At 57.1% G+C, this 21,758-nt stretch carries 22 protein-coding genes; 13 read left to right on the top strand and 9 right to left on the bottom strand.

The features are described from left to right. Nucleotides 1-25: 25 nt before the first annotated feature. The 4 genes from yihX to fabY are packed head-to-tail and all read left to right on the top strand — an operon-like array spanning nucleotide 26 to nucleotide 2,920. Nucleotides 26-625 carry a glucose-1-phosphatase gene (gene yihX / locus ACHH0Z_RS20665; protein WP_008501839.1) on the top strand — a complete coding sequence of 200 codons (600 nt, stop codon included), beginning with the start codon at nucleotides 26-28 and terminating at the stop codon, nucleotides 623-625. After that, entirely contained in the window at nucleotides 619-1,500 is an 882-nt protein-coding gene (locus tag ACHH0Z_RS20660) for a virulence factor BrkB family protein (protein ID WP_021242790.1), read from the top strand. The genes yihX and ACHH0Z_RS20660 overlap by 7 nt, the downstream gene beginning before the upstream one ends. After that, nucleotides 1,497-1,934: a D-aminoacyl-tRNA deacylase gene (gene dtd / locus ACHH0Z_RS20655; RefSeq protein WP_008501836.1), complete on the top strand. Its 438-nt coding sequence runs from the start codon at nucleotides 1,497-1,499 to the stop codon at nucleotides 1,932-1,934. Before ACHH0Z_RS20660 ends, dtd begins: the two co-directional genes overlap by 4 nt. Before the next feature lie 44 nt (nucleotides 1,935-1,978). After that, entirely contained in the window at nucleotides 1,979-2,920 is a 942-nt protein-coding gene (gene fabY / locus ACHH0Z_RS20650; protein ID WP_023326334.1) for a fatty acid biosynthesis protein FabY, read from the top strand. Nucleotides 2,921-2,928: 8 nt separating this feature from the next. Here the strand turns inward: fabY and ACHH0Z_RS20645 are convergent, their stop codons facing one another. The 5 genes from ACHH0Z_RS20645 to fdnG all read right to left on the bottom strand — a co-directional run bounded on the left by ACHH0Z_RS20645 (nucleotide 2,929) and on the right by fdnG (nucleotide 9,592). Continuing rightward, entirely contained in the window at nucleotides 2,929-3,849 is a 921-nt protein-coding gene (locus tag ACHH0Z_RS20645; RefSeq protein WP_045408703.1) for an alpha/beta hydrolase, read from the bottom strand. Nucleotides 3,850-4,068: 219 nt separating this feature from the next. Next, a complete protein-coding gene (fdhE, locus tag ACHH0Z_RS20640; protein ID WP_008501833.1) occupies nucleotides 4,069-4,998 on the bottom strand; it encodes a formate dehydrogenase accessory protein FdhE in 930 nt (309 codons plus the stop codon). Continuing rightward, complete coding sequence (fdoI, locus tag ACHH0Z_RS20635) at nucleotides 4,995-5,630, bottom strand: formate dehydrogenase cytochrome b556 subunit (RefSeq protein ID WP_008501832.1); 636 nt, start codon at nucleotides 5,628-5,630, stop codon at nucleotides 4,995-4,997. Before fdoI ends, fdhE begins: the two co-directional genes overlap by 4 nt. Continuing rightward, nucleotides 5,627-6,529 (bottom strand): formate dehydrogenase subunit beta, encoded by a 903-nt coding sequence (fdxH, locus tag ACHH0Z_RS20630; protein WP_008501831.1) that lies wholly within the window; start codon nucleotides 6,527-6,529, stop codon nucleotides 5,627-5,629. Before fdxH ends, fdoI begins: the two co-directional genes overlap by 4 nt. Before the next feature lie 12 nt (nucleotides 6,530-6,541). Beyond that, a complete protein-coding gene (fdnG, locus tag ACHH0Z_RS20625; protein ID WP_088728449.1) occupies nucleotides 6,542-9,592 on the bottom strand; it encodes a formate dehydrogenase-N subunit alpha in 3,051 nt (1,016 codons plus the stop codon). Nucleotides 9,593-9,963: 371 nt separating this feature from the next. On the opposite strand from fdnG, the gene fdhD reads away from it, so the two are divergent. Together fdhD and ACHH0Z_RS20615 are read left to right on the top strand one after the other, a co-directional pair. Continuing rightward, entirely contained in the window at nucleotides 9,964-10,800 is an 837-nt protein-coding gene (gene fdhD / locus ACHH0Z_RS20620; protein WP_021242794.1) for a formate dehydrogenase accessory sulfurtransferase FdhD, read from the top strand. A 114-nt stretch (nucleotides 10,801-10,914) separates the two neighbouring features. Next, on the top strand, nucleotides 10,915-11,127 hold the full coding sequence (locus ACHH0Z_RS20615) for a DUF1471 domain-containing protein (protein ID WP_021242795.1): 213 nt from the start codon (nucleotides 10,915-10,917) through the stop codon (nucleotides 11,125-11,127). Nucleotides 11,128-11,167: 40 nt separating this feature from the next. Here the strand turns inward: ACHH0Z_RS20615 and ACHH0Z_RS20610 are convergent, their stop codons facing one another. Continuing rightward, entirely contained in the window at nucleotides 11,168-11,491 is a 324-nt protein-coding gene (locus ACHH0Z_RS20610) for an AzlD domain-containing protein (protein ID WP_045408705.1), read from the bottom strand. Further along, complete coding sequence (locus ACHH0Z_RS20605) at nucleotides 11,491-12,150, bottom strand: AzlC family ABC transporter permease (protein WP_008501825.1); 660 nt, start codon at nucleotides 12,148-12,150, stop codon at nucleotides 11,491-11,493. The genes ACHH0Z_RS20610 and ACHH0Z_RS20605 overlap by 1 nt, the downstream gene beginning before the upstream one ends. 102 nt (nucleotides 12,151-12,252) lie before the next feature. Between ACHH0Z_RS20605 and ACHH0Z_RS20600 the strand changes: the two genes are divergently transcribed. The 6 genes from ACHH0Z_RS20600 (at nucleotide 12,253) to yiiM (ending at nucleotide 18,880) form a co-directional block, all read left to right on the top strand. Beyond that, nucleotides 12,253-12,801: a helix-turn-helix domain-containing protein gene (locus tag ACHH0Z_RS20600; RefSeq protein ID WP_021242797.1), complete on the top strand. Its 549-nt coding sequence runs from the start codon at nucleotides 12,253-12,255 to the stop codon at nucleotides 12,799-12,801. A gap of 17 nt (nucleotides 12,802-12,818) precedes the next feature. Further along, on the top strand, nucleotides 12,819-13,814 hold the full coding sequence (locus tag ACHH0Z_RS20595; protein ID WP_045408707.1) for a LacI family DNA-binding transcriptional regulator: 996 nt from the start codon (nucleotides 12,819-12,821) through the stop codon (nucleotides 13,812-13,814). Nucleotides 13,815-13,917: 103 nt separating this feature from the next. Then, nucleotides 13,918-16,041, top strand: coding sequence for an alpha-galactosidase (locus tag ACHH0Z_RS20590; RefSeq protein ID WP_045408709.1), 2,124 nt, complete (start codon nucleotides 13,918-13,920; stop codon nucleotides 16,039-16,041). A gap of 44 nt (nucleotides 16,042-16,085) precedes the next feature. Continuing rightward, a complete protein-coding gene (locus ACHH0Z_RS20585) occupies nucleotides 16,086-17,351 on the top strand; it encodes an MFS transporter (RefSeq protein ID WP_021242800.1) in 1,266 nt (421 codons plus the stop codon). A 162-nt stretch (nucleotides 17,352-17,513) separates the two neighbouring features. Beyond that, a complete protein-coding gene (sodA, locus tag ACHH0Z_RS20580) occupies nucleotides 17,514-18,134 on the top strand; it encodes a superoxide dismutase [Mn] (RefSeq protein ID WP_003861999.1) in 621 nt (206 codons plus the stop codon). A gap of 71 nt (nucleotides 18,135-18,205) precedes the next feature. After that, nucleotides 18,206-18,880, top strand: coding sequence for a 6-hydroxyaminopurine reductase (gene yiiM / locus ACHH0Z_RS20575; RefSeq protein WP_045408711.1), 675 nt, complete (start codon nucleotides 18,206-18,208; stop codon nucleotides 18,878-18,880). 119 nt (nucleotides 18,881-18,999) lie between these two features. Here yiiM and cpxA read toward each other — a convergent pair whose 3' ends face one another. Both cpxA and cpxR read right to left on the bottom strand, forming a co-directional pair. Further along, the gene (cpxA, locus tag ACHH0Z_RS20570) at nucleotides 19,000-20,373 is read right to left on the bottom strand and encodes an envelope stress sensor histidine kinase CpxA (RefSeq protein ID WP_003862003.1); all 1,374 of its coding nucleotides are present in this window, start codon (nucleotides 20,371-20,373) and stop codon (nucleotides 19,000-19,002) included. Next, a complete protein-coding gene (cpxR, locus tag ACHH0Z_RS20565; protein WP_006179159.1) occupies nucleotides 20,370-21,068 on the bottom strand; it encodes an envelope stress response regulator transcription factor CpxR in 699 nt (232 codons plus the stop codon). Before cpxR ends, cpxA begins: the two co-directional genes overlap by 4 nt. Before the next feature lie 150 nt (nucleotides 21,069-21,218). Between cpxR and cpxP the strand changes: the two genes are divergently transcribed. Beyond that, nucleotides 21,219-21,725 (top strand): cell-envelope stress modulator CpxP, encoded by a 507-nt coding sequence (cpxP, locus tag ACHH0Z_RS20560; protein WP_045336228.1) that lies wholly within the window; start codon nucleotides 21,219-21,221, stop codon nucleotides 21,723-21,725. Nucleotides 21,726-21,758: the final 33 nt, after the last annotated feature.

Genomic DNA, 21,758 nt, shown 5'->3' with positions numbered 1-21,758 from the left:
TCTCCACGGCGAGCAGGAGATAAACATGCTTTATATCTTTGATTTAGGAAACGTCATCGTCGATATCGATTTTAATCGCGTGTTGGGTGCATGGAGCGATTTTAGCCGCGTGCCGCTGGCGACCTTAAAGCAGAACTTCGCGATGGGCGAGACCTTCCACCAGCATGAGCGCGGTGAAATCAGCGATGAAGCATTCGCTGAACGTTTCTGCCAGGAGATGGGGCTTTCGTTAAGCTATGAACAGTTTTCCCACGGCTGGCAGGCGGTATTTGTGGCGGTTCGCCCTGAGGTGATCGACATCATGCACAAACTGCGCGAGCAGGGGCATCGGGTCGTTGTGCTGTCAAATACCAACCGTCTGCACACCACGTTCTGGCCTGAGGAGTACCCTGAAGTTAAGGCGGCGGCGGATAAGATCTACCTCTCGCAGGAGATGGGGATGCGTAAGCCTGAAGCGCGAATCTATCAGGCTGTTCTGCAGGCAGAGGGATTCACCGCGGCCGATGCGGTCTTTTTCGACGACAACGCCGATAATATAGAGGGAGCTAACCAGTTGGGTATTACGTCAATTCTGGTGACCGGAAAAGAGACGATACCAGACTACTTTGCGAAGCAGCTATGCTAAAAACCGTTCATCAAAAAGCCACGCACCATACTCGCCCGCTGCGGGCCTGGCTGAAACTGCTCTGGCACCGGATTGATGAGGATAATATGACCACGCTGGCGGGTAACCTCGCCTACGTGTCGTTGCTCTCATTAGTGCCTCTGGTGGCAGTCATCTTTGCCCTGTTTTCCGCCTTTCCGATGTTTGCGGACGTCAGCCTGCAGCTTCGTCATTTTGTCTTCGCGAATTTCATTCCGGCAACCGGGGATGTCATCCAGAACTACATTGAGCAGTTTGTTGCTAACTCCAGCAAGATGACGGCAGTGGGGGCATGCGGTCTTATTGTCACCGCGCTGCTGTTGATGTACGCCATCGATAACGCGCTGAACACGATCTGGCGGAGTAAAAAAGCGCGGCCAAAGGTCTATTCCTTTGCCGTGTACTGGATGATCCTCACGCTGGGGCCGCTGCTGGCCGGGGCGAGCCTCGCGATCAGTTCGTATCTGCTCTCCCTGCGCTGGGCGAGCGATTTAAACGGCGTGATTGATAATGTGCTTCGCATCTTTCCGTTGATCCTGTCGTGGCTCTCGTTCTGGCTGCTCTATAGCGTGGTGCCGACCACGCGCGTGCCTAACCGCGATGCGGTCGTGGGGGCGCTGGTGGCGGCGTTGCTCTTTGAGCTCGGTAAGAAAGGGTTTGCCCTTTACATCACCATGTTTCCGTCCTATCAGCTGATTTACGGCGTGCTGGCGGTGATCCCCATTTTGTTTGTCTGGGTCTACTGGACCTGGTGTATCGTCTTGCTTGGTGCTGAAATAACTGTCACTCTCGGTGTATACCGCGAACTTAAAAAAGCAGCAGAAGCTGAAAAACAACAAGAAGCAGACCAACCATGATTGCATTGATACAGCGCGTAACCCGTGCCAGCGTCACCGTGGAGGGAGAGGTGACGGGTGAAATTGGCCCAGGACTTTTGGTGTTGTTAGGTGTCGAAAAGGATGATGACGAACAAAAAGCCAACCGCTTGTGTGAGCGCGTGCTGGGCTACCGTATTTTCAGCGATGCGGAAGGCAAGATGAACCTGAACGTCCAGCAGGCGGGCGGCAGCGTGCTGGTGGTTTCCCAGTTTACGCTGGCAGCGGATACCGAGCGCGGCATGCGCCCGAGTTTCTCGAAAGGCGCCGCGCCGGATCGTGCAGAAGCACTTTACGAGTACTTTGTTGAGCGTTGTCGCCAGCAGGAAATGAATACGCAAACCGGACGATTCGCTGCAGATATGCAGGTATCGCTGGTGAACGATGGCCCCGTCACATTCTGGCTCCAGGTATGAGCATACTTACGGCGTGGCCGCGGGTAACAAGAGAGAGTACAGCTATGTATCACCTTCGAGTACCGCAAACGGAAGAAGAGTTAGAAGCCTATTACCAGTTCCGCTGGGAAATGCTACGCAAGCCATTACATCAGCCAAAAGGCTCTGAGCGCGACGCCTGGGACGCGATGGCCCACCATCAGATGGTGATGGACGAAGAGGGCAACCTTGTGGCCGTCGGGCGTTTGTATATCAACGCCGATAACGAAGCGTCTATTCGCTTTATGGCGGTTCATCCCTCCGTGCAGGACAAAGGTCTGGGGACGCTAATGGCGATGACCCTGGAATCCGTCGCCCGTCAGGAAGGCGTTAAGCGCGTCACCTGTAGCGCCCGCGAAGATGCCGTGGAGTTCTTCGCTAAACTCGGTTTTGTGAATCAGGGTGAAATCACAACCCCGCAAACCACCCCGATTCGTCATTTTTTGATGATCAAACCCATCGCCACGCTAGACGATATTCTGCATCGCGCCGACTGGTGCGGACAGCTGCAGCAGGCCTGGTATCAGCACATTCCGCTCAGCGAAAAAATGGGCGTACGCATTCAGCAGTACACCGGACAAAAATTTATTACCACCATGCCGGAAACCGGCAACCAGAATCCGCACCACACCCTGTTTGCCGGAAGTCTTTTTTCACTGGCCACGCTCACCGGCTGGGGGCTTATCTGGCTGATGCTGCGCGAGCGCCATCTGGGCGGCACCATCATTCTGGCCGATGCCCACATTCGCTATAGCGCGCCGATAAGCGGCAAGCCGACCGCCGTGGCCGATCTGGGATCACTGGGTGGCGATCTTGACCGTCTGGCACGCGGTCGCAAGGCGCGCGTACAAATGCAGGTCGAACTGTTTGGCGATAAAACGCCGGGCGCGGTGTTTGAAGGCACCTACATTGTTCTTCCGGCGAAGCCTTTTGGCGCGTATGAAGAGGGCGGGAACGAGGAGGAGTAATCTCCTGTTTACGCTCCCCGGGCGTGCTGAATCCGCCCGGCGATATCCCGCATAACATCTCGCGCTGATTGGCTAATTCCACCAAGCTGGAAGAAGCCATGTATTACTCCCAGCCATCGCTGAGCGGTACACGTCACTCCTTGCTCCGTGAGGCGTTGAAACAGCGCCTCACCTTCATCGCATAACGGATCGTACTCAGCGGTAACGATATGGACAGCTGGCAGGCCGCTGAAGTCTTCTCGCCACAGCGGGCTAACCTCAGGATGCTTACGGTCGGCTCCAGCCAGATATATTTCATAGCCGCTCAGCAGGGTATCGCGAGTAATTACGTAATCCATGCCGTTGAGGGTATAGCTTTCAAAACTGGCCGTGGCGTCGAGCATGGGGTAGATAAGAATAAGCTGTACAGGCTGCCAGAGCCCTTTAGCCTTAAGCCGCAGCGCCGTTACCAGCGCCAGATGTCCCCCCGCGCTGTCTCCGCAAAAGGTGATCCGGTTTTTATCCACGCCCAGTTTATCCGCATATTGCCAGACCAGATCTGCACCTCTTTCCGCATCGTCATGTGCGGCGGGGAAGGTATGCTCCGGCGCCAGCCTGTATTGAATCGCAACCACCCGGCAGTTACTGTAGCAGGCTAACTGACGGAGCTGGTTGTCATGGGTATCAAAGCCGCCGCTGATAAAGCATCCGCCGTGGTAGTAGATGGCAGCAGGCAATAGTTCAGGCGCATTGAGAGGTGAAAATACCCGAATAGTAAGACCCTCAAGAACAAGCGTCTCCACCTGAACGCGCGTTTCGGTCTCCCCGGCAAGCCCTGTGCTGGCAATATAGCCTGCTCGTCGCACCTCAATGCTCTGGCGACGTGACGAGGGCCGCCCTGCAGCGATAAATCCCTGAACCAGCTGTGCAATACCCTTTTCCAGCGCCATGAATAATCCCTTTTACTGTATGGATGAACAGTTTTATAGCCTGGTTTGATTCAAAAGAAAACAAGAATAGTGTTGAAGGCAACAACCTGGAAAGCGGCTCGCAAAGGCGATAACGCGTCTCTCAACGAGAATGGAGAGTATCTGGCATGAAAGGCGGCGGGTATTGCTGTCGAATTACAGGCCGGGCAAGCACGCGCCGCCCGGCACTGTCACAGGGAATTACTCCCCTTCACCCGGGAACAGGAACGGGTTGATCGAGCTGCGGGCAAAGCCCTCCTGCTCCATCTTCGCGTCCAGAATCAGCGAGGCGAGATCGTCGGCCACCGCTTCGACTTTCGGGTCCTTTTCCTGATAGAGAATCTTCAGGTAGGTGCCGCAGTCGCCGCAGCTTTCGGCTTTCACCGCCGCGTCTTCATTCTCCAGCGACCAGTAGTTCAGATCGCGGGTCTGCTCGCAGTTGCTGCACTTAATGCGCACCACGTGCCACTCGGTTTCACACAGGTTGCAGTGCAGGTAGCGCAGCCCCTGAGTGGTGCCGATTTGCACCATGCTCGATACCGGCATAGAGCCGCATACCGGGCAGAACTGGCGCGCCTCGCCGTATTCGGCGCGAGCTTTGCCCGGGATCAGGCTTGCCATTTGTGCCCAGTAGAGCGACAGCGCAGCCCAGATAAACGGCGCTTTATCGCTGCTGACCAGCGAGAAGTCGGACGCGAACAGCGCGCTCGCCATCTCTTCAAGCTCTTGTTCGGACGCTTTTTCCAGATTCTCAATGACCGCCAGCGCGGTTCCGCTCATTTCCGGCTTCAGCTCGGCAATCAGCGAATGCAGCAGCTTTTGCCAGTGCTTGTCGCGCGGCAGGACGTGAATGTCCAGCGGCGGCTTACCCTGCGCGTTGGCTTCTTTGATCCGCGCGGTCAGGTCCATTTGCAGCGGGTGGTCGTACAGCACCACTTCCTGCGCGTGGGCGACCAGCGCGGCAAAGCGCAGAAAATCACCCAGCGGGTTGTTCTCTGCCAGCTCGCGCAGACGCTCTGCGCGGCGGTTGTAGAGGTTCTTGAGTCTGGGGAATAACAACGGCGGAATATAATCCGCCGTGCGTTTCTCGCTCGACCCCAGCTCATCTTGCGGGATTATGCGAATACTCATTCAGATGACTTTTCCTGTTTCTGGCGGACTTCACGGTACCAGCGCGGGTGATGTTTCTTCGCCCACGTGCTGGTGACCCATCCCTCCACCATCGCGGTAATGGTGCCTTTCACCCAGAGGGCGGCGTAGATATGCACCATGATAACCACAATTAACGCCACTGCGGCAAATGAATGCAGCATCAGCGCGAATCGGATCACCGGGATTGAGAAAGCAGGCGCAAAGTACGGACGCCAGATGATCACGCCGCTCACCAGCAACAGGACCAGGAAGATAATCGCCGCCCAGAATACGCATTTCTGGCCGAAGTTATAACGCCCGGTGTCACCCACTTCCTCGTTGACGACGATCTTACGAATATTCTTCGCCCAAAAGATATCATCCCGATTGATTAGGTTATGGTGCCAGTAGCGGAAAAACATGATGATGAACGACGCGAACATGATGACGCCCACAAACGGGTGCAGGATGCGCGCCAGCTGTGGTGTCCCCATGATCTGCATCAGCCAGTTGAAGGACGGGAAGAAGAACCCCAGCCCGCTTATCGCCGCCAGCATGAAGCAGAAGGCGGTGACCCAGTGGTTGATGCGTTCCGGCGCGGTGTAGCGCACGATGGTGTCACGTTTTCTCATTTGCGCACCTCGTCTTTCTCTTCATGCAGGTTGTCGTCTTCCTCTTCCGCGCGGTTCGGACCGACGCCGACGTAGTGGAAGATGCTCGCTGCGAAGGTGGCAGCAAAGCCCACCGCTGCCAGCGGTTTCCAGATGCCTTTCCAGAACTTCACGGTAGCGCTGATTTCCGGGTTCTCCGGCAGACCGTGATACAGATTCGGCTTGTCGGCGTGGTGCAGCACGTACATCACGTGCGTACCGCCCACCCCGGCCGGATCGTACAGGCCCGCGTTGTCGTAACCACGGGTCTTCAGCTCGCCCACGCGCTCTGCCGCCAGCGTTTTCATATCCTCTTTAGAGCCAAAGTGAATAGCACCGGTTGGACAGGTTTTCACGCATGCAGGCTCCTGGCCGACGGTAACGCGGTCCACGCACAGGGTGCATTTGTAGACGCGGTTGTCTTCCGGGTTCAGGCGCGGTACGTCGAACGGACAGCCCGCGATGCAGTAGCCGCAGCCAATGCACTGCTCGGACTGGAAGTCGACGATGCCGTTGGCATACTGAATGATAGCCCCTTCTGACGGACATGCCTTCAGGCAGCCCGGATCCGCACAGTGCATACAGCCGTCTTTGCGGATAAGCCATTCCAGCTTGTCGTTCTGCTCCACTTCCGAGAAACGCATCACCGTCCAGGACTTGGCGGTCAGGTCCGCCGGGTTGTCGTACACCCCGACGTTGTGGCCCACTTCGTCACGCAGATCGTTCCACTCAGAGCAGGCCACCTGACAGGCTTTACAGCCGATACAGGTGGTCACGTCGATAAGCTTCGCCACTTCCTGCTGGTGGTCCCGCGCCTGAGGCGCGGGCGTGAAACCGTTAGTCGCGGAACGACGGATGATGTCTTGAGATTGATAAGCCATAAGTCGTCTCCGTTACACCTTTTCCACGTTCACGAGGAAGGCCTTAAACTCCGGCGTCTGCGTGTTCGCATCACCGACGAACGGCGTCAGGGTGTTCGCAATGAACCCTTTCTTCGCCACGCCCTCATAGCCCCAGTGAATTGGAATGCCGATGGTATCCACCTGCTGACCGTGAACGTTCAGCGTGCGAATACGCTTGGTCACCACCGCCTTGGCCTTGATGTAGCCGCGGTTAGAGGAGACCTTCACGGTATCGCCATGGGCAATGCCGAGCTTGTTCGCCAGCTTCTCGCCGATCTCCACAAACTGTTCCGGCTGCGCGATGGCGTTAAGCAGCGCGTGTTTGGTCCAGTAGTGGAAGTGCTCGGTCAGACGGTAAGTGGTGCCCACGTACGGGAACTTGTCCTTTTTACCCAGCGCTTCAAAATCGCTCTTGAAGATACGGGCTGCCGGGTTAGAAACCACGTTCGGGTGCAGCGGGTTGGTGCCCAGCGGCGTCTCAAACGGCTCATAGTGTTCCGGGAACGGACCTTCCGCCATCTTATCAATAGCGAACAGACGTCCCATCCCTTCAGGCTGCATGATAAACGGCCCGACGTCGCTGCCTGGTGCGGCAGTGCTGTAGTCCGGAATATCCACGCCGCCCCATTTCGCACCGTCCCACTTCAGCAGCTGACGCTTCGGATCCCACGGGTTGCCCTGCGGGTCAGCGGACGCGCGGTTATAGAGGATACGGCGGTTGAGCGGCCATGCCCATGCCCAACCCAGCGTATTGCCCAGACCCGACGGGTCGGCGTTATCGCGGTTGGCCATCTGGTTGCCTTTCGGCGTCCAGCTACCGGCAAAGATCCAGCAGCCGCTGGAGGTGGTGCCGTCGTCACGCAGGTGCGCGAAGGTACTGAGCTGATCGCCTTTCTTCGCCAGCACGGTGCCGGTGGCCGGGTCGATAACGTCCGCCAGCGCCTTACCGTTGCTCTCCATCGCCACTTCTTCCGGCGCTGGGTTTTCCGGCGTCGAGTAGTTCCAGGTCATGTTCAGCACAGGCTCAGGGTTCGCGCCGCCTTCAGCCGCATACATCTTACGCAGGCGTAAGAAGATACCGGCCAGGATCTCGCCGTCGTTCATGGCGATGCCCGGGGCGTCCGCGCCTTTCCAGTGCCACTGCAGCCAGCGCCCGGAGTTGACGATAGAGCCGTTCTCTTCCGCAAAGCAGGTCGATGGCAGACGGAACACTTCGGTCTGAATCTTCGACGGATCGACGTCGTTCGATTCACCGTGGTTCTGCCAGAAGGTCGAGGTTTCGGTATTGAGCGGGTCAATCGTCACCAGGAACTTCAGTTTCGACAGCGACTCAACAACCTTGTTCTTGTTCGGGAACGAGGCAACCGGGTTAAAGCCCTGGCACAGATAGCCGTTCACTTTGCCCTGGTGCATCATCTCGAAATACTGCAGAACGTCGTAACCTTTATCCCACTTCGGCAGCCAGTCAAAGCCCCAGCTGTTTTCCGCCGTTGCTTTGTCACCGAAGAACGCTTTCATCATCGAGACGAAGAACTTCGGATAGTTGCCCCAGTAGTTCACCTGGCCTTCAAGCAGCGGTTTAGGCGTGCTGGCCGTCAGGTAGGTCTGCAGGTCGGTCTGTTTCTCGCTTGGCAGGTTCATGTAGCCCGGCAGGCTTTGGGACAGCAGGCCGAGGTCGGTCAGACCCTGAATGTTGGAGTGACCGCGCAGGGCGTTCACGCCGCCGCCTGCCATCCCCATGTTGCCGAGCAGCAGCTGCACCATCGCCATGGTGCGGATGTTCTGCGCGCCGATGGAGTGTTGCGTCCAGCCGAGGGCGTACAGGAACGACGCGGTTTTGTCTTTCGCGCTGGTTTCGGCGATCAGCTCGCACACCTTCAGGAAGTCCGCCTTCGGCGTACCGCAGATGTTTTCGACAACCTCCGGCGTGTAGCGGGAGACGTGCTCTTTCAGCAGGTTCCACACGCAGCGCGGGTGTTGCAACGTGGTGTCACGCTTCGCAAAACCTTTCTCATCCAGCTCGTAGTTCCAGCTGGTTTTGTCGTACTTGCGTTTTTCAGCGTCGTAACCGCTAAACAGACCATCTTCGAAGTGGTAATCCTCACGCACGATCAGGCTGGCGTTGGTATAGGCTTCGGTGTATTCGCGGTTGTATTTTTCGTTGGTCATCAGGTACAGCAGTACGCCTGACAGGAAAGTGATGTCAGTACCTGAACGAATAGGGGTGTAGAAATCCGCCACTGACGCAGTACGCGTGAAGCGGGGATCGATCACAATCAGTTTCGCACCGTTGTGGATTTTGGCTTCCATCGCCCAGCGGAACCCGACAGGGTGCGCTTCAGCGGCGTTACCGCCCATCACCACAATGAGGTTGGCGTTCTTGATGTCGACCCAGTGGTTGGTCATCGCACCGCGACCAAATGTTGGAGCAAGACTTGCTACCGTTGGTCCGTGTCAGACACGCGCCTGGTTGTCGACCGCGAGCATACCGAGTGCGCGCGTAAATTTCTGGGTTAAATAACCGGTTTCGTTGCTGGAAGCAGAGGCACACAGCATCCCGGTGGAGAGCCAGCGGTTGACCGTGACGCCGTCGGCGTTCTTCTCAACAAAGTTGGCATCGCGGTCTTCTTTAATCAGTTTAGCGATGCGGTCAAACGCCTCTTCCCAGCTGATTTGCTGCCATTTGTCGGAACCCGGCGCGCGGTATTCAGGGAATTTCAGGCGGCTTTCGGAGTGGATAAAGTCCACCAGACCGGCCCCTTTCGGGCACAATGCGCCGCGGTTAACCGGGTGATCCGGGTCGCCTTCGATATGGAAAATAGACGCTTTGGCGTTTTTAGCACCGTCGCCGAGGCTATACATCAACAGCCCGCAACCGACAGAGCAGTACGTACAGGTATTACGGGTTTCACGGGTGCGCAGCAGTTTATACTGCCGCGTTTCCGCCAGCGCTACGCCGGGCGCAAAGCCCAGTGCCGCTGCCGTGGTGCCTGCCATACCGCCAGCGCAGATCTTAAAGAACTGCCTTCTGCTGACCTGCATGGGTCACTCCTTGTTTCGACATTGCTTACATATGTAGTTTTGACTTCGCGGTTGAAGAATGACCGCAAAGGAAAAAATTTGCGTTAATCCCTCAATTCCACGAGGGATATCATCAGAATACCACATTGTCGGTACAGCTGTTCTAATGGCGTTAATACAAAGTGAACGTATTATCACCATGTTGATTATAAAGTGTGATATTGATCACGTTAACAGCTCTGCATGTTAAAGCGGTGTAGCCGGTGGCAGGTTGCACCCCTGCTAAATGAGTAGGAGAATGGTTGTCGAAAAGTTGATCCATACTATGCGTACAGCCTGTGGTTTATGCTGCAATAGCACGCTCGCTTCCGTGGTTGTTCAGGAATACCGCTGTGTCTAAACAAAACCGTGATCCCCACTCGTCACCCCTGCCTGCCGGCATTGTGGAACTGTCGGTACACCGACCGCCCCACATAACCGATGCCATACCCGATTTTCTGGCCGAAGAAGTGCCCGTTGCGCTCGTTTACAACGGCATATCGCATGTGGTGATGATGGCGTCTCCGAAAGATCTTGAGCTGTTCGCCATCGGTTTTTCCCTCTCGGAAGGCATCATTGAGCATCCGCAAGATATCTATGGCATGGACGTGGTGCAGGCCTGCAACGGCCTGGAAGTGCAAATCGAGCTCTCCAGCCGCCGCTTTATGGGGCTGAAAGAGCGTCGTCGCGCGCTGGCCGGGCGTACCGGCTGCGGCGTGTGCGGCGTTGAGCAGCTCAACGATATTGGCAAACCTGTTTCACCACTGCCGTTTACTCAGACCTTTAATCTGGCGCACCTCGACCCTGCGCTTGAGCACCTCAACGATGTACAGCCTATCGGCCAGCTCAGCGGCTGCACGCACGCGGCGGCGTGGGTATTGCCGTCGGGAGAGATTGCCGGTGGGCATGAAGACGTGGGCCGCCACGTGGCGCTGGATAAGCTGCTCGGTCGTCGTGCGCGTGAAAGTCAGATCTGGCAGCAGGGCGCGGCGCTCGTTTCCAGCCGGGCCAGCTACGAGATGGTGCAAAAGTCCGCCATGTGCGGTGTGGAAATTTTGTTCGCGGTGTCGGCGGCGACCACGCTGGCGGTAGAGGTAGCGGAGCGCTGTAACCTGACGCTGGTGGGTTTCTGCAAGCCGGGAAGGGCGACGATTTATACCCATCCTCAGCGATTAATAGTTGATCAGTAATTTTGAATGATAATAGCAAATCCTTCCGCTTTTAGTTGTTCGCGATGAGGTCTAGTATTTATCTCATCAAGGCACGGTGCCTTACCTAAACAACTTAATGAAAGGGTTTATATTATGAAAAGCATCAAAACTTTTGTCGCTGTAATCGCTCTGGCTGCTTCTTTCGGTTCTTTCGCTGCGCAGACTGTGACCGCAACCGCCTCTACCATTGATGGTGCAGAAGCGAAAATCGCGGCTCAGGCTCAGGAAGCGGGCGCGTCATCGTACAAAATTACCCAGGCATTCTCCGGTAACCGCGTACACATGACTGCTGAACTGAATAAATAAGCGAGTCACACCGTCGAAAGAGCGCCCCCGGGGCGCTTTTTTAGTTTATGCCCGCCACGCGCAGCAATGCCGTCACCACTGCCGCGGCCACAATGACCACGATTAACGGCATTTTCCGCCAGGCCAAAAACACCGCAAACGCCACGCCCAGCACGCGCGCCATGCCCGCGAAGTGGTCTCCCTCATAAAAGGTGGTCGCCAGCGCCACGGAGAACAGCAATACCGTTGCCGCATCTGACAGCAGCGCCTGAGAACGCTCCGACAGCGCCAGCCGGTTGCCGAGTTTGGCGCCGCCAAGGCGCATTAAATAGGTTCCGGCAGAAAGAATGGCGATGCCGAGAATAAAGATCGTCATGTTTTCCATTATTTTTTCCTCGCGGCAAGACCGAGTAAAGAGAGCAGTACCGGTAATCCCACCGGGGCAAACGGCACGGCGGCCAGCGATAACACGGCGCCGCTGCAGGCGCGGATCAGCGTGGTACGGTTTTTAAATGCGGGAACCACTAATGCCAGCAGAATGGCCGGAAATACCGCATCCAGCCCGATGGTCTCCGGGTCGGGCAACAATTTGCCGACCATGGCCCCCAGCAGTGCGCCAAGCGGCCAGACGATGGCGACGCCTAAGCCGCACAGCCAGTAGGCGGCTTTACGCTGCTCGGCGGTTTTTTGCGACAGGCCAAACACCACGCTTTCATCGTTCATGATGTGGCAGCCCAGCAGGCTCAGACCGCGCTTGCCCACCAGCTCTCGCACCGTCACGCCAAACGGCACGTGCCGGGCGTTGACCAGCAAACCTGCCGCCGCGGCCGCCAGCGGATTGCCGCCGCTCGCCACGATGCCGATAAACATGAACTCAGACGCGCCCGCCAGCACGGTAATGGAGAGCACAAACGGCACCCAGACCGGGAAACCGTAGGCCATCGCCAGCGAGCCGTAGGACATCCCGACCACGCCCACCGCCAGGCAGACCAGAATGATTGCTTTTATGGTGTCGCCTTTCAGACAAGAGAGATGATGCTTCATACAATTTTAGCCATATCGAACGTGTATCCATTATAATGAACGCAACGAAACTGATTTTCAAGACGAACGATTTGTTCGTTTTATAGAACGCGAGGCCGTTATATGACGCAGCCGATCAGCCTGATCGCCAAAAGTCTGGTGCGAGAACGCCTGCGAACCGGGCTTTCACTGGCGGAAATTGCCCGCCGTGCCGGGATCGCAAAATCCACGCTTTCCCAGCTGGAGTCCGGCAACGGTAACCCTAGCCTGGAAACGCTGTGGTCGCTCTGCGTGGCGCTGGATATTCCTTTCGCCCGTTTGCTTGAGCCGCAGCTACCGACCACGCAGGTGATCCGCCGTGGAGAAGGGACAAAAGTGGTCGCCGGAGAGGCTAACTATGAAGCCATTTTACTGGCGGCATGCCCTCCCGGCGCGCGCCGCGATGTCTATCTTCTGATGACCCAACCGGGCGCAGACCGTCTTTCTCAGCCGCATCCGCCGGGCTCGGTTGAACATATTATTGTGACGCAGGGGCGGGCGCTGGTCGGCCTGCTCGACGCGGCGGAAGAGCTCGGCGCAGGGGATTACATTTGTTATCCCGCCGACCAGCCGCATATCTTTAAGGCCCTGGAGCCAGACACTTACGCGCTGCTGGTGGCGGAACAAAACTAACAGAGATACGGAAACTCATGTCGCTTAAAGCCATTGCCAAAGAACTGGGGCTGTCAGTCACCACCGTCAGCCGCGCCCTCAACGGATATGACGACGTCTCCGCCGAGACGCGCGCTCGCGTGGAAGCAGAGGCCCAGCGCCGTGGTTACCGACCGAACACCTTCGCCCGCCGCCTGAAGATGGGCAAAATTGACGCCGTTGGGCTGGTGTTCCCGGTCCATCCTGTTCCGCTCAATAACAGCGTATTTATGGACATGGTCGGCGAAATTAGCCACGAACTGGCGCGACATGAAATCGATTTGTTGCTGATTGCCGATGACGATCTGGCCGATAAACACAGCTATATGCGCATGGTGCAAAGCCGCCGCGTGGATGCGCTGATCGTGGCCCACACGCTGGATCGCGATCCGCGACTTGAGCAACTGCAGGCCGCCGGTTTTCCTTTCCTGGCGCTTGGTCGCAGCCAGCTGCCGCAGCCGTACGCGTGGTTCGACTTCGACAACTATGCCGGTACGTACAATGCGACCCGCTGGCTGATCGGAAAAGGCCATCAGCGCATTGCCCTGCTGGGCGAAAGCAACAATCAGGCATTCATCACCCAGCGTCGTCAGGGCTATCTGGACGCGTTGCGGGAAGCCGGGCTTTCCAGCGAATGGCTGCGCGCCATGCCCCCTTCACGCCGGGTGGGGTATGGCACCACGAAAGAGCTTCTCTCGCTGTCGCAGCCGCCCACGGCCATCATTACCGACTGCAACACCCACGGCGACGGCGCGGCGATGGCGCTGGCGGAGCTGGGCCGCCTGACCGGCGAGAACGCCGTTGCGCTGGTGGTTTATGACGGGCTTCCGCAGGACAGCATCGTCGACGCTGACGTGGCGGCAGTGATCCAGTCCACCCGTCAGGGCGTCGGGAAACAGATTGCCGATATGGTTCGCCAGCTGATCAACGGCGAGGCGATTGAGCAGCTCCAGGTACTCTGGCAGCCCGAATTCTCTCCCGGCCAGACGGCCTGAATCTCTCCATTTTCTAAACCCGATCACAAATCCGAAACGTTTTGGTTTGTATCCGAAACGTTTCGGATCAAAACTCAAGGCATCCCATGACAGGAGATGTCTGATGCAAGATTCCATTTTACGACTCGAAAGCGCGACGGTGGATGTGGTGATAAAAACGCACCCGTTCGCCGAAATTATCTACTGGGGGCCGCATCTTCAGTACTTTTCGCCGCAGAATGTTGAAACCCTTTCCCGGCCAGTTGCCAACGGCAGGCTGGATGTTGATTCTCCGGTCACGCTGATGACCGAGTTGGGGCACGGCCTGTTTGGGTCGCCCGGTATTGAAGGGCATCGTCTGGGCCTGGACGGTTCGCCTGTCTTTGGCACCACAGACGTCCAGCAGCAGGGGCAAACCCTGACGATTACGGCAGAAGATGAACATGCGGGCCTGCGGCTGACCAGCGAGCTGGCGCTGGACGCCAGCGGCGTGCTGGCGGTGCGTCACGGCTTAACCAACCTGAAAGCGCAGGCGTGGCAGGTGGACCGTTTTGCCATAACGCTACCCGTGGCCGAACGCGCACGGGAGGTTATGGCCTTCCATGGACGCTGGATCCGGGAATTTCAGCCGCACCGCGTGACGCTTGAGCACGACAGCTTTGTGATTGAAAACCGCCGGGGTAAAACCTCCCACGAGCACTTCCCGGCGCTGATTGCCGGTACGCCGTCATTCAGCGAAATGCACGGCGACGTCTGGGGCGTGCATCTGGGCTGGAGCGGCAACCACCGCCTGCGTGCGGAAGCCAAAACCGACGGCCGCCGCTATCTGCAGGCTGAAGCCCTCTACCTGCCGGGCGAAATGGCGATTGAGGAGGGCGACACGCTCTGGACGCCGCGCCTGTATGCAAGCTACTCCGCACAGGGCCTGAACGGCATGAGCCAGCAGTTTCACCAGTACCTTCGCGACAACGTTATCCGCTTCCCCGAAAACAAACCGCGCCCGGTTCACCTCAATACCTGGGAAGGCATCTACTTTAACCACGACCCGGACTACATCATGCGCATGGCCGACGAGGCGGCCGCGCTGGGCGTGGAGCGCTTTATCATCGACGACGGCTGGTTCAAAGGTCGCAACGACGACTACGCCGCGCTGGGTGACTGGTATCTGGACGAGAAGAAGTACCCGAACGGCCTCACGCCGGTCATCAGCCATGTGAAACAGCTCGGCATGGCGTTTGGCATCTGGGTTGAGCCGGAGATGATTAACCCGGATTCCGATCTTTATCGTGCGCATCCCGACTGGGTGCTGGCGTTGCCCGGCTACAGGCAACATACCGGGCGGCACCAGCTGGTGCTTAACCTGAACATTCCGCAGGCGTTTGATTATCTGGTGGAGCGCATGAGCTGGCTTCTGGGTGAACATGAGGTCGACTACGTGAAGTGGGACATGAACCGTGAGCTGGTACAGCCGGGTCACGACGGGAAGGCCGCCGCCGACGCGCAAACCCGCCAGTTTTATCGCCTGCTGGACGTGCTGGGCAAGCGTTTCCCGCACGTCGAATTTGAATCCTGCTCCTCCGGCGGGGGGCGAATTGATTATGAGGTGCTGACGCGCTGCCACCGCTTCTGGGCCTCGGACAACAACGATGCGCTGGAGCGCAACGCTATCCAGCGCGGCATGAGCTACTTCTTCCCGCCGGAGGTGATGGGGGCGCATATCGGTCATCATAAATGTCACGCCACCTTCCGCCAGCACAGCATTGAATTTCGCGGTCTGACGGCGCTGTTTGGCCATATGGGGCTGGAACTGGATCCCCTCACCGTTGATGAGCAGGAGCGCGAAGGTTATCGCCGTTACGCCGCGCTGTATAAGCAGTGGCGCGAGGTTATCCATCAGGGCACCCACTGGCGCGTGGATATGCCGGATGCCACTACGCTGGCACAGGGTATTGTGAGCGAAGATAAAACGCAGGGACTGTTTATCGTGAGCCAGCTCGCCATGCCGGACTACACGTTGATGATGCCGCTGCGCATGCCGGGGCTTGAGGCCAGCGCGCAGTATCGTATTTCGCTGCTCGATCACCCTGAGATTCGCATCACCGGTGAGGGAGGCCATACCATGCGCAAGCTGCCGGCATGGATGGAGGCCCCGCAAACGGCGAGCGGTGAGTGGCTGATGCAGGCGGGCATTGCGCTGCCGATTCTCGATCCGGAAAGCGCCATCCTGATTGGCGTGGAACGCGTGTAAAGGTGACGGGCCGGGAAACTGGCCCTCCGTTGAGGATAAAAATAATGAACACAACAACCTGTACCCACAAAGACAACCCTAATTTCTGGATTTTCGGGCTGTTCTTCTTTCTCTACTTTTTCATCATGGCCACCTGCTTTCCGTTCCTGCCGATCTGGCTGTCGGATATCATCGGCCTCAATAAAACCCATACCGGCATCGTCTTCTCCTGCATCTCACTCTCGGCCATTGCCTTCCAGCCGGTGCTGGGGGTGATCTCGGATAAACTGGGGCTGAAAAAACACCTGCTGTGGATCATCTCCGTGCTGCTGTTCCTGTTTGCCCCTTTCTTCCTCTACGTCTTTGCGCCGTTACTGAAAGCTAACATCTGGCTGGGCGCGCTGAGCGGCGGCATTTATATCGGCTTTGTCTTTTCGGCGGGCTCAGGGGCCATTGAGGCCTACATTGAACGCGTGAGCCGTAACAGTTTCTTTGAGTACGGCAAGGCGCGCATGTTTGGCTGCCTCGGCTGGGGGCTGTGCGCCTCAACGGGCGGGATCCTGTTCGGCATCGATCCGTCGTATGTTTTCTGGATGGGTTCGGGGGCGGCGCTGCTGTTGATGCTATTGCTGGTGGTCGCAAAGCCAAGACCCAACCAGACGGCGCAGGTGATGAATGCGCTGGGTGCCAACCAGCCGCAGATCACCGCGAAAACGGTCTTTAGCCTGTTCCGCCAGCGCAGAATGTGGATGTTTATTCTGTACGTGATTGGCGTGGCCTGCGTCTACGACGTCTTCGACCAGCAGTTTGCTACCTTCTTCAAAACGTTCTTCGCCACGCCGCAGGAGGGCACTCGCGCCTTTGGTTTTGCGACCACTGCCGGGGAAATCTGCAACGCGATCATCATGTTTTGTTCACCGTGGATCATTAACCGCATCGGCGCGAAAAACACGCTGCTGATCGCCGGGGTGATTATGGCGACGCGCATTATCGGCTCGTCGTTTGCCACCACCGCCGTAGAAGTGATTGCCCTGAAGATGCTGCACGCGCTGGAGGTGCCGTTCCTGCTGGTGGGGGCCTTCAAGTACATCACCGGGGTGTTTGATACGCGTCTTTCGGCGACTATCTATCTGATTGGCTTCCAGTTTGCCAAACAGTCGGCGGCAATCTTCCTCTCCGCGTTTGCCGGGAATATGTATGACCGGATCGGTTTCCAGGAGACGTACCTGATGCTGGGCTGTTTCGTGCTGGCGATTACGGTGGTGTCGGCGTTTACGCTCAGCAGCAGGGAGGAGATTGCGGCAGGCAATAAGGCGCTAGAAGTCCATTAACACCCTGAACCCATTCACTATTCCGGCGTTGGTCAAAAAATGAATAACCTTATAAAAACTACGGCATTGATAATCATTTTCAATATCATTTAATTAACTATAATGAACCAACTGCTTACGCGGCATTAACAGCTGTGCCGCCCGACAATAATGGAGAGGATTATGAGTTATACACTGCCATCCCTGCCGTATGCCTACGACGCACTGGAACCGCATTTCGACAAGCAGACGATGGAAATCCATCATACTAAACACCACCAGACCTACGTGAACAACGCGAACGCCGCGCTGGAAAGCCTGCCTGAGTTCGCTAACCTGCCTGTTGAAGAGCTGATCACCAAGCTGGACCAGCTGCCAGCGGACAAGAAAACCGTGCTGCGCAACAACGCGGGCGGTCACGCTAACCACAGCCTGTTCTGGAAAGGCCTGAAAACCGGTACTACCCTGCAGGGCGACCTGAAAGCGGCTATCGAGCGCGACTTCGGTTCCGTTGACAACTTCAAAGCGGAGTTCGAGAAAGCCGCTGCAACCCGCTTCGGCTCTGGCTGGGCGTGGCTGGTACTGAAAGGTGACAAACTGGCCGTGGTTTCTACCGCGAACCAGGACTCCCCGCTGATGGGTGAAGCGATCTCTGGCGCATCCGGCTTCCCAATCCTGGGTCTGGACGTGTGGGAACACGCTTACTACCTGAAATTCCAGAACCGTCGCCCGGACTACATTAAAGCGTTCTGGGACGTGGTGAACTGGGACGAAGCAGCAGCGCGTTTCGCCGCTAAAAAATAAGGTTGCATTGACGCCTGTGAGAAGCGAGTCTGATGGCTCGCTTTTTTTGTATCTGCGTAATGGAGGCAGCGATGCATTATCCGGTGAATGTATTTACAGGCAAGGTAAGGGAGTACGACGGCAGCCGCCCGAGCGCCATCGCCAAAATTCAGGTCGACGGTGAGCTGACGTTAACCGACCTCGGGCTTGCGGGTGACGAGCAGGCCGAAAAGAAGATCCACGGCGGGCCGGAGCGCGCGCTGTGCCACTATCCGCGCGAGCACTATCAGCACTGGAAGGCGGAGTTCCCCGAGCAGGCGGATCTCTTCGTTGCTCCCGCGTTTGGTGAAAATCTCTCCACTGAAGGGCTCACCGAAAAGAACGTGTTTATTGGTGATATCTACCGCTGGGGCGATGCCCTGATTCAGGTGACGCAGCCGCGCTCGCCGTGCTTCAAGCTCAACTACCATTTCGGCATTCATGACATGTCGGCTCAGATGCAAAGCGCGGGTAAAACCGGCTGGCTGTACCGGGCGGTGCTGGCTGGGCAGGTTTCAGCGGATGCGCCGCTTGAGCTGGTATCACGCCTGAGTGAGGTGTCTGTTTACGACGCCTGCGCCATTGCGTGGCATATGCCGTTTGATGACGAGCAGTATCATCGCCTGCTGTCGGCGGCGGGGCTGTCGACCAGCTGGACAAGAACGATGCAGAAACGGCGTTTAAGCAGCAAGATCGAGGATAATTCGCGGAGGTTGTGGGGGAAATAGACCTCCGTAAAAAGTAGGCCGGGTAAGGCGAAGCCGCCACCCGGCTTTTTTGCCTCTGCGCCTGTTATTGCCCGGTGGCGCTGCGCTTACCGGGCCTACAATAGGATGCCAGAGGAAAACTAAGAACGCTTATACAACGGTAGCCACAGCGTTAACCGCAGCCCACCCAGCGGGCTGTCGTCGGCTTTCACCCAGCCGCGGTGCTGCTGCATGGCGGTTTCCACAATCGCCAGCCCCAGTCCCGTACCGCCCGATTCCCGGTCGCGCGCCTCGTCGGTGCGGTAGAACGGACGGAATATCTGCTCGCGGTCTTCCGGGCTGACGCCAGGACCGTCGTCGTCGACAATGACGGTGATCCCGTCTTTATCCACCGAGAACGCCACCTCAATCTTCGTGTGCGAGTAGCGCAGGGCGTTACGCACGATATTTTCCAGCGCGCTTTCCAGCGCGTTGGGGTTACCGTACAGCGGCCATGGACCCGGCGGGAAGTTAACGGTGAAGGATTTGCCCATCTGCTCCGCTTCGAACGCCGCGTTATCCAGCACTTCATGCCACAGATGATTGGCTTTCACCGTTTCGCTCACCAGCGCGTTTTTCTGCTGATTGCGCGACATGACCAGCAGATCGTTGATCATGCTGTCCAGACGATGCGCTTCGGTTTCGATGCGCTCCAGCTCTTTGCTTTCTCCGCTGCGGCGGCGCAGCAGGGCGGTGCCAAGCTGTAAGCGCGTGAGCGGGGTACGCAGCTCGTGCGAGATATCCGACAGCAGGCGCTGCTGGGCCGTCATCATGCGATCGAGCGCGCTCACCATCTGGTTAAAACTGGTCCCGGCGGCCAGGAACTCCTGCGGTCCGGACTCCAGTTCCGGGTGCTGCCTCAGGTTGCCCTGCGCCACTTCGTCGGCGGCGTTTTTCAGCTTACGTGCGGGTTTTGCCAGGCTCCACGCCAGCCATAACAGCAGCGGCGAGCTGACCAGCATCGTGACAATCAGCAGCAGGAGAGGGCGGTCAAACAGCAGGTTGATAAAATCGGACTGGGAGCTGCTCGCGGGGCGAATCAGGTAGAGCTGATAGTTATCCTCGCCATCTCTGACGGAGAACGGCCCCACCATCTCTACGCGGCCATATTTTTTCTTCTGGGGGTGATCGGCATTATCTGCCTGGCCAATGAAGTTGCGGATGATCTGCATTTCATTGCGATCGGCGCCAATCACGCGGCCTTCGCTGGTCACCAGCAGCAGGCGTTGTCCGGGCGGCGCCCACTTGTCGATAGCGCGAAATAGCCTGCGCCACCACATCAAATCGTTTGGCGGATCGTTTGCCAGCTCGGCTTCCACGTGCTGCTCGATCATCACGCCCTGACGTTGCTCGCTGTCGAGCAGCTCCGTCATCTGGCGTGAGTCGAGTTTTGGCAACATCAGTACGAGCATTAAAACCAGTGCCAGCGTCAACCAGAAGATGGCGAAGATGCGGGCGGTTAAGCTTCCTATCATGAAGCGGAAACCATCAGATAACCGCGACCACGCAGGGTTTTAAACCATGGGTGACCGTCTTTACGCTCCGGCAGCTTACGGCGCAGGTTAGAGATGTGCATGTCGATGGCGCGGTCAAACGGGGTAAGACGCTTGCCCAGCACTTCCTGACTTAAATGTTCACGCGATACCACTTGGCCGAGGTGCTGTGCCAGCAGATACAGCAGGGTGAACTCGGTGCCGGTGAGTTCGAGCGTCTGGCCATCAAAGCTCGCTTCCTGGCGGCCCGGATTCAGGCTCAGGGAGTCGACTTCAAGGGTCGGTGAACTGTTGTCTGTATTCTGCTGCTGCTCGCTCCAGTGGGAACGACGCAGGATCGCGCGAATACGGGCGACCAGTTCGCGGTCGTTAAACGGCTTCGGTAAATAGTCATCCGCGCCCAGCTCAAGGCCGAGTACGCGGTCGAGTTCGCTGCCGCGCGCGGTCAGCATGATAACGGGAGTCTGGTGTGTCTGGCGAAGCTCTTTCAGCGTATCAATGCCGTTTTTCTTCGGCATCATCACGTCGAGCAAAAGTAAATCGATGCTGTCGTCAAGGAGACTCAGCGCCTGCTCGCCATCATGGGCAACCAGGACGTTGAAACCTTCCATGTCGAGCAACTCCTTTAAAAGGGATGTGAGCTCTCGGTCATCATCAACTAACAGGATTTTATTCATTGTTTAAATACCTCCGAGGCAGAAATTACGACATCAAGGCTGTCTAATCCATGACTTTACGTTGTTTTACACCCCCTGACGCATGTTTGCAGCCTGAATCGTAGACTGTCTCTCGTTGAATCGCGACACGAAAGATTTTGGGAGCAAGTGATGCGCAAAGTTACCGCTGCCGTCATGGCCTCAACGCTGGCGTTCAGTGCGTTTAGCCAGGCTGCTGTAGCTATCATCAGCGATAACGGTTCCTCACAAGAGGACACAACGCAGCACAGTAGCCAAAGCCATATGTTTGACGGCATAAGTTTAACCGAACATCAGCGTCAACAGATGCGAGATCTGATGCAGAGGGCGAGACACGACCAGCCCCCTGTTAATGTTAGCGAAATGGAGACAATGCATCGCCTTGTCACCGCAGAAAATTTTGACGAAAGCGCTGTGCGCGCTCAGGCCGAAAAAATGGCACAGGAACAGGTTGCTCGCCAGGTAGAAATGGCGAAGGTCCGCAACCAGATGTTCCACCTGCTAACGCCGGAGCAGCAAGCGGTTTTGAACACCAAACATCAGCAGCGTATGGATCAGCTGCGTGAGGTTGCACGGATGCAGCGAAGCTCAGAAACCTCGTTTTTCAGTAGCAATAGCAGTACCCGTAGTAACCAGTAAACCCTGTTTTCCTTGCCATAGACACCATCCCTG

The organism is Enterobacter cloacae complex sp. 2024EL-00227 (assembly GCF_043945315.1).
GTDB lineage: Bacteria > Pseudomonadota > Gammaproteobacteria > Enterobacterales > Enterobacteriaceae > Enterobacter > Enterobacter roggenkampii.
Note: the sequence above shows the minus strand (reverse complement) of the source record. Positions and strands in the feature narration are given on the sequence as shown.